Annotated in this window: 8 protein-coding genes; 1 reads left to right on the top strand and 7 read right to left on the bottom strand. The window is 60.9% G+C overall.

The features are described 5' to 3' along the window. Positions 1-4 precede the first annotated feature (4 nt). A complete protein-coding gene (locus AC57B6_RS31950) occupies positions 5-775 on the top strand; it encodes a PP2C family protein-serine/threonine phosphatase (protein ID WP_106354636.1) in 771 nt (256 codons plus the stop codon). Positions 776-849: 74 nt separating this feature from the next. On the opposite strand, the gene AC57B6_RS31945 is transcribed toward AC57B6_RS31950, so the two are convergent. From AC57B6_RS31945 to AC57B6_RS31915, 7 genes are all read right to left on the bottom strand, one after another. After that, positions 850-2,208 (bottom strand): sigma-54 interaction domain-containing protein, encoded by a 1,359-nt coding sequence (locus AC57B6_RS31945; protein ID WP_046572511.1) that lies wholly within the window; start codon positions 2,206-2,208, stop codon positions 850-852. Continuing rightward, the gene (locus AC57B6_RS31940) at positions 2,205-5,261 is read right to left on the bottom strand and encodes a peptidase domain-containing ABC transporter (RefSeq protein ID WP_028195057.1); all 3,057 of its coding nucleotides are present in this window, start codon (positions 5,259-5,261) and stop codon (positions 2,205-2,207) included. Before AC57B6_RS31940 ends, AC57B6_RS31945 begins: the two co-directional genes overlap by 4 nt. A 91-nt stretch (positions 5,262-5,352) precedes the next feature. Then, the gene (locus AC57B6_RS31935) at positions 5,353-6,105 is read right to left on the bottom strand and encodes a peptidylprolyl isomerase (protein WP_183797364.1); all 753 of its coding nucleotides are present in this window, start codon (positions 6,103-6,105) and stop codon (positions 5,353-5,355) included. A gap of 35 nt (positions 6,106-6,140) precedes the next feature. Further along, on the bottom strand, positions 6,141-7,514 hold the full coding sequence (locus AC57B6_RS31930; protein ID WP_028195059.1) for a beta-barrel domain-containing protein: 1,374 nt from the start codon (positions 7,512-7,514) through the stop codon (positions 6,141-6,143). Continuing rightward, entirely contained in the window at positions 7,492-10,092 is a 2,601-nt protein-coding gene (locus tag AC57B6_RS31925; protein ID WP_496422819.1) for an FHA domain-containing protein, read from the bottom strand. The genes AC57B6_RS31930 and AC57B6_RS31925 overlap by 23 nt, the downstream gene beginning before the upstream one ends. Before the next feature lie 226 nt (positions 10,093-10,318). Continuing rightward, entirely contained in the window at positions 10,319-11,782 is a 1,464-nt protein-coding gene (locus tag AC57B6_RS31920) for an efflux transporter outer membrane subunit (protein ID WP_496422880.1), read from the bottom strand. Positions 11,783-12,027: 245 nt separating this feature from the next. Continuing rightward, a complete protein-coding gene (locus AC57B6_RS31915) occupies positions 12,028-12,324 on the bottom strand; it encodes a hypothetical protein (RefSeq protein ID WP_046572507.1) in 297 nt (98 codons plus the stop codon). Positions 12,325-12,358: the final 34 nt, after the last annotated feature.

The raw sequence follows: 12,358 nt of genomic DNA, 5'->3' as shown, positions 1-12,358 counted from the left end.
TCTTGTGACCTGTCCGAGCCAATTTCGATGGACGTCGTCCGCGCGTTCCGACGTCGGACGCGTCCGTGAAATCAACGAAGATGCCTGCCTCGACCAGCCCGAACCCGGGCGCTGGGCCGTCGCCGACGGCATGGGTGGGCATGCGGTCGGCGATCTGGCAAGCCGTCTGGTGATCGATGCGCTGAGCCGCCTTGCGCCACCGGCCGCGATGAAAACCGGCGTCGCCGACGCGCGCGCACGGCTGCAAAAAGCCAATCGTCAACTGCGGGACGAAGCCGCGCGCCGCCAGGTGCAAAGGATCGGCAGCACGGTCATCGTGCTGCTCGCCTGCGACCGCTTCTGCGCCTATTTGTGGGCCGGCGACAGCCGCCTCTATTTGTATCGCAAAGGACAATTGCGGCAGCTCACACGCGATCACAGTCAGGTGGAAGAGCTCAAATCGCTCGGCGTGATTACCGACGAACAGGCGCGGCATCATCCGGCGCAGCACATGATTACGCGCGCGGTGGGCGCCACGGACGTGCTCGAACTCGATGACGATGCAATCGAAGTTGCGGATGGCGACGTCTTCCTGCTCTGCAGCGATGGCCTCAGCAACGAAGTCAGCGATGCGGAGATACTGGCGGTGCTGACCTCGGTGGCATGTGAGCGCGCCTCCGATGAACTGGTCGAGCTGGCCCTTGCTCACGGCGGGCGTGACAATGTCACGGCGGTAGTCGTGCAAGCAGAAGACCCGTACGCATCCGACAAAACCTTGCTGAACCCCGCGCCTTGAACGCACCGATCTGAAAAAAGCGGCACCGGATGCGCTATGGCCGTAGCAGCGCGCGTCACGCAAGACACCCCGTTTCAGCTATCGGCGTCTTCGTCGTCGTGCTCGTCAGTACCGTTTCTGCCCGTAGGCGGTGCGTTGCGGTTGCGAAAGTCCTTTGAATGCAGGCCGTGCTTCTTCAGCAGCATTTGCAGATGCGAGCGATTCATATCGATGCGCCGCGCCAATTCCGCCACGGTACCGCTTACCTCCCGAAGGCCGCGCTCCAGGAAGGCCTTTTCGGCGTCGTCGCTCGCGGCGCGCTTTGCGTCGCTCAGGGACATCAGGTTCGCCACGCTGATCGGCTCCTGTCCCGTCGCTTTTTCCGCATGGGACACAGCCGTGGCTGAACCCGGAGCGGCCGGCCGCATGTCCACCGGCAGATGATCGACATCCGCCACCTCGCCCGCCAGACACGAGACGCGATACATCACGTTGCGCAGTTCACGAATATTGCCGGGATACGCATAGTTCAGCAGAAAGTCGCGTAAACGCGGCGTCAATCTGACGGGCCTGCGTTTCAGCGTGCCGGCGGCCTCATCGCCGAACCATGCAATCAGCAGCGGAATCTCATCGCGTCTCTCACGCAGCGGCGGCAAGGTGACGTGAATCACGCTGAGACGGTAGAACAAATCCTCGCGGAACTTGCCCTCCTCGCTGAGCTGCCGAAGATTGCGATTGGTCGCCGCGACGATACGCGTATCGACCGCAATCGTCTCATCGGAGCCCACGCGCTGAATCTCGTGCGCTTCCAGAACGCGCAGCAGTTTCACCTGACCGGCCAGCGGGAGCTCGCCGATCTCGTCGAGAAAGATCGTACCGGTATGCGCGCTTTCGAACTTTCCCTTGCGATCATTCGATGCCCCTGTGAACGCGCCCTTGCGATGACCGAACAATTCCGATTCCAGCAGATTGTCCGGAATTGCGCCGCAATTCACGGAAATGAACGGCTTGTCCGAGCGCGCGCCATTCGCGTGAATCACCTTCGCCATCAGCTCCTTGCCCGTGCCGCTTTCGCCGTCGATCAATACGGGCAGATCGGTCGGCGCCGCTTTTTCGGCAATTTCGAGCGACTCCAGCAAACGCGGATTGTCGCCGAATGTCCCTTCGAAAATGAAACTCCGCTCGATCAACGCCTTTCTGCGCGCGCCTCGCGATTGATCGGCAGCAACGACCGGCTCCGCAGCCGTGGCAGCCTGTACAAAGCGCTCCTTGTGCGAGAGTTGCATGACCTCGTCGCGTAAGGAAGTGGCTTGCCGGAGCAGCTTGTCGATATCGGCACGCTCGAGCCGGGACGACCAGCGCAGCGTGGAGCGCAGAATCTCGATGCGTTCGATCAGCCCTGCGTAGGAAATCGCCGGGCTGGGTTCCTCAACCTGGTCGAGTATCTTCATCACGCACTCAACTGTTTCTGGACCAACTGGTAATACATGCCGCCGCGTTGAATCAGTTCATCGTGACGGCCCTGTTCGACGATCGCCCCTTCGTACAGCACCAGAATCTTGTCCGCGCGCATGATGGTGCTGAGCCGGTGCGCGATGATCACCGCCGTTCGGCCCTGCAGAATATCGTGCATGTTGCCGAGAATATTGCTTTCCGATTGCGAGTCCAGTGCCGAGGTCGCCTCATCGAAAACCAGCAGACGCGGGTCGTGGTAAAGCGCCCGGGCGATGCACAAACGCTGGATCTGCCCACCGGACAAGCCAATGCCGCGCTCGCCAACAATCTGCTCGTAGCCAAGCGGCATCTTGCTGATGAACGCGTGAGCGTCGGCCATCTTCGCGACTTCCTCGATGCGTCGCCGCTCGGGCGCATCGTCACCGCTTGCAATGTTCTCGGCAATCGTGCCGGAAAACAGCAGATTGCTCTGCATCACATAGCCGATCTGCGCGCGGTAATAGGCCTTATCGACCACGCCGAGATCGTAGCCGTCGATCGTCATCTTGCCTTCGGTCGGTGTGTAGAAACCGACCAGCAGCTTCGCGAGCGTGGTCTTGCCGGAACCGCTGCGGCCCACAATCGCCACCAGTTCGCCTGGCTTGATGTCGAAGCTGATATTTTCCAGCACGTACGCCGAATCGTTTTCGGCGTAGCGGAAATAGACCCCGCTGAGACTGATTTCGCCTTGCAGATCAGGCAGCATTACGCGCGACGGCAAGTCCTGCGGCTTCTGTTCCGGCTCGATGTCGAGCACGTCGCCGAGGCGTTCCATCGCCACGCCCGCATCGTTCAGCATGCTCCACAGCCCGACCAAGCCCATCAGCGGGCCCAGCACGCTGCCCATGAAGGCATTGAAAGCGATCAACTGGCCGATGGTCATTTCGCGCGCCAGCACCAGATTCGCCCCCACCCAAAGAATGGCGATCGTGGTCGCCGCGTTCAGCAACTGACTGCCAAGCCCAACCAGAATATTGAAAGCATGCGCCCGGTATTGCACCTCGAGCGCCTTCGCATATTTCTTTTCCCAGCGCAAGCGCACCGGCCGCTCAATACCCATACCTTTGACCGTCTCGACCCCGGCAAGCGCTTCCATCAGAAATGACTTCGATTCGGTCGATGCTGTAAACACCTCACGCGCGTAGTTCTTGATCTTCGGCGTGGCCAGCGCCGTCAACGCCATAATCGGAATCACAAAGGCGATCAATACGAGCGTCATCTTCACGTTGTAGACAAACATGATCGTGAAATAGATGAACACCATCAGCAGGTTTAGCGCGGTGGTCACCGTGGACTCGGTGAGGAAGGCGCGGATCGTCTGGTTCTCCTGGAAGCGCGCGAAGATGTCGCCCGTTTTACGCTTGGCGAAGAACGAGAACGGCAGCGAGAGGGTGTGTTTGAAGAACTGCGACATCATCGCGAAGTCCATGTTGCGCACCATGAAATTGGCGAGATACGCGCGGATCGACGACATCAATTGCGAAAACACGTTGGCAATGATCAGGCCGCCGATCAGCAGATGCAGCAGACTGACGTTCTGGTGAACGATCACCCCGTCGAGAATGTTCTGGATAATCAGCGGCGGAATCACGCCCAGCACCTGAATAACGAACGTGGCGAGAAACAGGTGGCCGAGAATCTTCTTATACGGCCTGAGATAGCCCACGAAGCGTATCCATGGTGAACGCGCGGCCGACATCTGCAAGAGATCCGGTCCACCGGTAAAGAGCAGGCAGGTGCCGCTCCAGCCGCGCTCGAAATCCTCAACCGTCAATTTCCTGAAGCCGAGTGCCGGGTCCGCGACCCAGACGTAGTCTTTCGAAAGCCCGTACACCACGACGTAGTGGTATCCCTCCCAATGCACGATAAAGGGCAGATCGAAACCGCGTAATGAATCGAATGTGCATTGCACGCCGCGCGCGGTGAAGCCGAGCGATTCGCCCGCACGCGCGAGGCTGTCGAGCGTCGCGCCCTGCGTGGTCACATTGGCGAGTTCGCGCAGCTTGCCGAGCGTCATCGGGATGTTGTAGTGGCGGCAGACCATGGCGAGACATGCCGCGCCGCAATCCATTTCTTCCGCCTGTTCAACCAGCGCAAAGCGCTTGATAACCTTTTCACCGAACTCGGGTTTGGTTTGCAGATCGAGCATCAGCGGCAGTTTGCGGCGCTGCTCGAGGCGTTTTTGCCTTTGCAGCTCGCGCTCGCCGTAACGGATCCGCTCATCCAGGACTTCACGCAGCTTCGGATTGCGCTCCAGAATGAAATGGACCGTGCGCTCGGGGATCACCAGCAGCCGTGTATCGGTCGTCGCCACGGCCGACGCCATTTGCTCCTGTCGCATCAAACAGGCTTTCTCGCCGAAAATCTCGCCTTCGCCCAGCGTCGCGAGCGTGTAGTCGTGGCCTTCCTCATGGCGGACAATGCGCACTTCGCCCTGCCGAACCACATAGAGCCGACGGTCATCGCGCCCGTCCTGCTTGAGGATTTCCTTGCCGGCGGCCACCCGTTTCACGCCGACGCTGCGCACATACTCTTCGAGTTCCGCCTTGTTGAGCTTGCCGCGCAGATCGAACAATTGCGCGACGAAGCCGCCCGCCGAGTTGATTGCCACGTAGCTCGCGATAAAGGCCAGGGCGGCCTGATTGCCGGCGAGCACGGGTTCGATCGCGGCGCGGGGAATGAACAGCAATTCCGTTTTCGCCGAAGCCCGCACCGAAGCTTCATGCACGTACGTGCGCAACATCGCAATGTCGGCGAAGATCTCGCCGGTCTTGCGCACGCCCATGCTGGTTTCCTTGCCATGCTCCTCGGTGAAGATCCGTACCGACCCTGAGCGCACCACGTAAAGACCGTCGGCCGTTTCGCCCGCCGAGCATACTGTTTCACCGAACGAATAGAAGCGCGCTTGCGCGTACTCGGCGAGACGCTCGATCTCTTCGCGCGAGAACGGCGAGAGAATTTCCACGGAGGTGAGAAACTCGGCGGCGGAGGGCGCGGTCTGGGGGGCATCCATATGCTTGCGGACCTCGATTCGGCTGTGCGTGGCTTTGCTTTACGTTACATCGCGCTGTTGCGTGGCGGGCAATGCAATGCGAAGTACGCGGTCAGCGCGCTTCAATCACATGCTCCTGCGCTCGCGCAATCAACCAGCTTTCGCGCAGCAAGCGCCTGACTTCAGCGGCCACGTCCGCATCGAGCGTTGCCGGATATTTCGCCGTCACGGCAAAAATCTCGAAACATGAACCATCCGCCGACGGAAACGGTCCGAGCAGATCGCCCACCGCCGCGTTGAAAATCTTCGCCTCGATGTCCGGCTTCAGCGATCCGCGCAGCACTTTGCCGATCACCCCGCCCGCTTCGCGCGTATCCGCAATTGAATGCTCGCGCGCCATGTCGGCGAAACTGTCGGGATCGTCGCGCAGGTACGAGATCATTTCCTTCGCCTTGCCCTCCCTGTCCAACACGATATGGCTCACTTCGATTGCATCGAACTTCGGCGAGTTGAGCGCGAAGTAATCCTTGATCGCCGCCTCGTTGCCAACCAGGTCTAGCATCTTCTCCTGATACAGGCCATCGGTAATGAACGCTTCGAACTCGTCGAGGTTCACGCCAAGCGCGTCGAGGTACTGATTCATATCGGTTGCGCGATGCAAACCGCGCACGCGGCGAAACTGATCGGCACGCTGCTGGATTTCGTCCGCTGTGACAGCGATGCCCTGCTTCTTCGCCGCGTGCACCGTGAGCTTGTCGCGCACGATCTGCTCGATCAGGCTCTCGAACTGGCCGGTCAGTTTCAGAAGACGAATGAACTCGGAAACGTCCACGACTTCATCGTCGATTCGTACTATCGCAGTCATGTCATCCGCTCCTTGAATTGATGTGTCGTCCGCGCTCATCCCGCGACCTGCCTGAAAGGATCGAGACCCAGATCGATCAGGCGCCGTTCGCGCACCACGATTTCCGCATTCGCCGTCATGCCGTAGCGAAGCGGATAGCGGGTATCGGCGATCTGGTAGTAGTTCTTCTCCAGCGTTACGCGGCCTTCGTATACCGGCTGCTTGTCCTGCGACGAAGGCTTGGTGGCCGGCGAAATATAGGCAAGCGTGCCGTTGATCAAGCCGTAGCGCTGGTATGGGAAGGCGTTGAACTTCAGTTTCACCGGCTGGCCTTCATGAAGGAAGGCCCGGTCGTGCTCGGCGATTTCGATCTTCAGCACGGGTTTCGCATCCTTCGGCGCGATGCCGCCGAGCGGCGCGTTCGCCTGAATCTTGTCGCCCCGCTGGGTGGAGGTCACGTCGGTAATGACGCCGGACACCGGCGCGAGGATCAGCAGGAAATTGTCCTTGTCGATATTCTCGAAGCGAATCCGCGCGGCGGCCTCCGCCGCGAGGCGCGCGCTTTGCAATTGCAGGCGTGCCTTGTCTTCCGCATCCGCGATGTCGCGAACTGCGGAGTCATACTGAAGTTGTAGGTCGGTGGTCTGCTGCCCGCTGGTTTCGAGTTGCGCGTTGGCCTGCGCGTATTCATGGCTGAGACGAAAATCCAGCTCCGCGAGTTTCGATTGCGCAACGCGGTAGGCGTTATCCGCTTCCAGCGCGGCGGTCCGTTTCTGCTCTACCTGCAGCTCGGCGATGCCGCCGCCACCCGGCTGGGCGAAAAGTTGCGAATAGCGGTCCAATTCCTGACGCGCCGCCTCACGCGTGCGGCGCGCATTGTCGAGCACGCTGCGCGCTTCGTCGAGTTCGGCCTTCTGGCCTTCGGCGAGCTTCGTCGTGCCTTCGGAAACACGATTTTCGTGCAGATGCGCTTCGACCTCCATCTGCGCTTTCAACGCGGCCGCCTTGCGCTCCATTAGCGCCTTCTTCTCAGGGAACTGCTTCCAGTCACGCTCGGCGTCTTCGAGCTTGAGTTGCGCCTGCAGCGCGTTACTCGCGGCTTCGATCGCGCCGCGCGCGTTCAGTCGCGCCAGCACGTCGCCCTTCGATACGGGTTGCCCCTCGGCGATGTACAGGTCGGCAAGCTCACCGTCGATCGGCGCGTAAATGCGGCGCACCTCCGATTCCGGCGACAGCGTGCCTTGTGCGCTGACGATCACATCCGCGCGCCCGACGAACGACCACAGGAGGCCGGCCACCACCAGCGCGACCATCGCCCAGATCAGCGCGCGAGCGATTCTCACCGGCTCCGCGGTCAGAATCGCAATGCCTTCGACGCTGTGGTCCTCCAGCGCCTCCGACAACGGTCTAGGGTGATTGTCGCGTTTCACTCTGCTCGCCTCCAATCAACGCCAGCTTCGCCTTCAACAGCCCAGGGTCAAGCACCATGCGCAACTCGGTCAGCGAGCGGCGCTGCAAATCCGCCTCGGCGTCGATATCCGCCAGCAGCCTGTCAAAATCGGCGGGGTGATCCGCCTTCAGTTGCGTATAGATGCGCATCCCCTGCTGCGCCGCCGCCTGTGCATCGGATAGCAGACGCGCCGCGCTACGAAAGCCGGGCGAGATCCCCGCTTCGAGCCGTTGCGTGCCGCCAATCGGGCCATTCGCCCGATACTGTTTCCAAAGGCTCTGCGCGCGCAGCAACAGGTCTTGCGCGCGCGCCAGCGCTTTGTCGTGCAAAGCGGCGACGTCTTTCTGGATCGATTGCACGAACCACGCATCCGCTGTCGGATCGAGACTGGCGTAGAACGACAGCAGGCGTTGCTCGTAGTCCTTGCTGCCACGGATCTTCTGCAAGTCGGCGAATTGATCGAGCAACGCTTTCTTATGCGCCCGTTCCGTGGCGATCACGTCCGACCACGGCCCGGCCGGCATGGCCTGCAAGTCGCTTACGGCCTGCTGGGTATCACCGCGCTGCCACGCTGCGCTCGCCGCATCGTGACGCTGGATGATGTCCGGCGACGGCAGGCGGCTCGCGGCCAGTTGCTGGAACTGCGCCTGAAATGGCGGCGTGCTGAAACGCACCGTTTTCAGCAATGTGAGCAAGGACGTCAATTGCCGGCTGAGCGCGGCGTTCAACACCTCCGTGTAGAGCCGCAGATCTTCCCGTACTCGGTCGAGGCCGGCCAGACGCGGATAGCGCTGCGCATAATCGTCGAGGACGGCAGGCAGCGCGTCGGGTTTGTCGCGCACCAGCTCGGTGCGAATGGTGCCGTTCAGGCGGTCGATGGCGGCGATGTACACCGAGTCGTCGCTTTCCAGTTTGCGCAGATGGCTCAGCGCCTGCGCGTACGGCTCCGCAAACACTGGCACATAGGAGGCAATGCGGTCGAGCGCGCGCTGATGGCCCTTCGCATCGTCTTCCCAGCGTTGCAGCAGGCCCTTGATGGTGCTCTCGTCCGCGTACATGCGGATTGGCGCCTCCACACCGCCGCGCCCCGTGACGAAGCGCTCCAGGTCGCCCACCCATTGCAATTCACCGACCAGAGACGCAGCGTCCGCATTGTTCGTACTCAACGCACGCATATCCTTGAGCAACGCGTCGGCCTGGTCGAACTGCGCCTTTTGCAACGCGTTCAACCAACCGGGGAGTTTTGCCTTCAGAAGCGCTTCGCTCGCTAACGCGCCGATCTTCGTGTCGTCGGGGTGGTGGGCCAGGTAGTCGTTTGCCACCGTCACCGCGCTGCTGTATTCGCCGCTCGCCAGCAAATTTCGCAGGTCGCGCTCCGATGAACCTCGCATGTAAAAGGTCAGCGCGATGGCCAGCAGAACGGCAAGGGCGACGCAGCTTCCCCACACGGCGCGACGCTCGATCGTACGCTCACCGCCTGCAAAGGCATTTCGGAGTTCGCCCGCGAGCAGCCGCCAACGTTGCGGGCGGCGTTTGGCTACATGTGGACCATATGAGCCGTTCGAGCCCTGCTTGCCGTTGGTTCCGCCGGTACCGCCAGTGCCGCTTGCACCGTTTTCACCGCCAGTGTGCGTATCGCGCTTCGCGTGTGTGGCGGCAGCGTGAGCCTGCTCGTTGACTTCATCTTCCCGCTGTAGCCCTGGGTCGACGCAAAAGATATCGAGGAACGAATGCGCGGCGCCGACGAAGGTGGTCTTGTCGGCATCGGCTGCTTCGCCGGCTGCTGCGTTGGGGGATAGCTGGGTCACGGTCGGCTCGACGTCCGAGGGTTGTTTCAGTGTCACCCTGTAGACGAAGTGATCGCCGCCAAATGCAAGGACGTCTCCCTCCGCAAGCGGCACGGCTGCTTCGTCAAGCCGCTTTCCGCCGACGAATGTGCCGTTGGTGCTGCCGAGATCTTCCAGGTAGAGTTCGCCGCTCTTCAGAAAGACATGCGCATGACGCCGCGAAATGTAGTTGACCTGGTGTGGATAGCGATCCTTGTAGCGCGCGAAAACCTCGTCTGTCTTGCTGATGAGAAATGGAAACGCCTGCACGTCGATTGGCAGAAGCCCAAGGTCGTCGCGCTGCGGCACCAGCAGCAGGCCAGGCACCGGCGCCGCCGTCGCGGCGGCGACAATCCGCGCACGCGGTTCGATACCCACCCGATAGCACAGCTCGCCGCCGAAGCACAGTTCGTCGCCGGCACGCACCCGCGCTGGCGCTTGCCGCACCGCAACGCCGTTGAGCGTCGTGCCATTCTTACTGCCAAGGTCGGCGACATAGACAGCGCCGTGCTCCGTGAAAATCCGCGCATGGCGGCGTGACAGGCGGGCAATCCGCTCGGCCGGGTAATCGCTAAACGGCGGGTCGCTTCGGCCGATCGCAAACAGGCTGTCGACGATCCGGATCGCGTCGAGTGCGGGACGCTGCGCGGACGCAACCGGCGACAGCACCACGTCGAACGTGGCGTCCAATGTCGCGCGCATCTCAGCTATCGGGGTTTCGCCGGCCGTCATTTTATCTGGATCACTAATCGTTTACCCGCTGCGTCGAAAGCACAGGAGGAACGGAAGGAAGAACTACGGCGAATACTGGATTTTCTGGAGAGCCACGCAGAGTCCGGCTCCTTACAAATTTTAAGTCACACATGGCAAGTGTCAATTTCCACATCGTCGGTTGTATAAGCCATTCATGCGTCATATGCAGTCGAAATACGCCACACGCACCCTGTCACCGATTAGCTCAGTGTTCCTTTACTTCGGCTTGTACATCCACGCTCGGCCAGCCACCGCCCAGTGCCTTATAGAGCAGCACCGTGTCGGACAGAATCAACTGGTGGTTGGCGAGCAGTTCCTGCTGTGCTTCCAGCAAGGTCCGTTCAGTTTCGAAAACTTCCAGCTGCGACACCACGCCGAGGCGCAACTGCGACTGAATCTGCTCGGCAACGATCTGCAGACGCGATACTTCCTGCTGCAATTCCACGCGCTGCGCCTTATGCGAGTTCAGATTGACCAACGCGTTTTCTACTTCCTCGAACGCCCCCATAACGGCGACGCGGTACTGCTGTTCGGCAACCGTGGATTGCGCCTGCGTGACTTTCACATGAGCCCGCACACCGGGATCGAGAAGCGGAATATTGATGCTGGGCATGAATCCGTACGTGAACGACTTCAGCAGATCAGTCAGTGCGAAGCTTGCGGTGCCGCCGTGGCCGGTGAGGTTGATGGTGGGCAGTTGCGCGAGCTTGGCCTCGCCGACCAGGTTATAGGCTTCCAGTACCCTGAACTCAGCGGCCACGACGTCGGGACGCCGCGCCAGAAGTTGAGCAGGTAAGCCCTCCGGCACCACCGGCAATTGCACGCGCTGTTGCAAATGCCCCTTCGGCAACTGGAACTCGCCCGCCGGCACGCCGAGCAGCGTGCACAGCGCGTTGTTCGCGACATCGCGCGAGCGGTGCAATTCGAGCAACTGATTCGTCAGGCGGTTTATTTCGGCCTGCTGGCGCAGCACCTGCGTTTGCGGTATGAGGCCGTTGCGGCGCTGGCCTTCGTAGATCGTGAGAATCTGCCGGTTCGTGACGAGCGTTTGTTGCTGCTGCTCGATCTGATCGTCGAACTGCAGGATCTGAAAATAGGCGCTCGATACGTTCGCGACCAGTTCCAGATAACCGGCGCGCCAATCCGCTTCGCTTGCGTGAAATTCGGCCTTCTGGGCCTGCACGCCCTTCTCCACCTTGCCCCAGATGTCGATGTCCCAACTCACCCGGGTGGCGACGTTGTACTGCTTGGCAAACGTCTGTCTCGTACTCTTTTCGAAATCGGCGCCGCCGCCAAGATCCATGGTCGGCAGCGCACCGGCCTTAGCCTCGCCGATCTGCGTGCTGGCCACGTCGATGCGCGCGGCCAGCACCTTGATATCGAAGTTACCTGAAATGGCCTTCGCGACCAGCGTGTCCAGATACGGATCGTGGAAGCCTTTCCACCAGTCCGGTTCGATCGTCGCGGCCGCCGACACCGGCGTGCCTTTCTGATCCGACCACGATCCCTTGGCGGGCGTATCGGGCCGCTTGTAGTCGGGCATGCTGACATCGACACATGCGCCTAGCGACAGCGCGCAGACCACTGCCGCACCGAGTCCGCGCAGCGCCGCAATCCGGCGGCTCGCACCGCGCCGCGCCGGCGCATTGCTGGCGCGCTGAAGAACCATGGAATCGGACAACGCAGACACGATTTTCTCCGATGACACCTGCTACGCCGCACGAGAAGAACGCGCTGTTTAAGTAAAGCATGTGCTGCCCGTCTTCACCATCGAAGCGGTACAGGAGGGTCGGCGGGGGATTGAGCGGTAACGCGTGGGTCGTGTGAAAAGAACGATTGGACGCAGAACTTTTTGACTCGTTGAGCTTGCGTATTCCGCGGAGACCCGAGGGCCTCCGCGGTCGGCCGCGCGGTTCAGTGCACGTTGATGTTGTTGCTCGAGCTCACATGCGGATCGATCGTGGTCGTTACGCCGGCAACGAACGCTGCATTGTTGCCGTTGGCATTCTGAATGTTCATCGTCGTGCTGATCAGTTGAGTGGCGTCGACGGTCTTGCTGTTGTTCGGCGCATACACGGGCGAGAAGTTGAGGAACGAGGACGACGGATAGCCGTAGCCATAGCCGAGGCCGAGGCCGCCACGCACGGTGCGCATGGTTTTGCTGTCGAGTTGAGCGGTAATGGACAGGTCTTTGATGATCAGCGTGTTCATGGTAAATCTCCTGGGAAGGGAAACAGCACGGTCT

The sequence above is a fragment of the Paraburkholderia sp. BGA-UO-ETr-F12 genome, from assembly GCF_059567945.1.
Note: the sequence above shows the minus strand (reverse complement) of the source record. Positions and strands in the feature narration are given on the sequence as shown.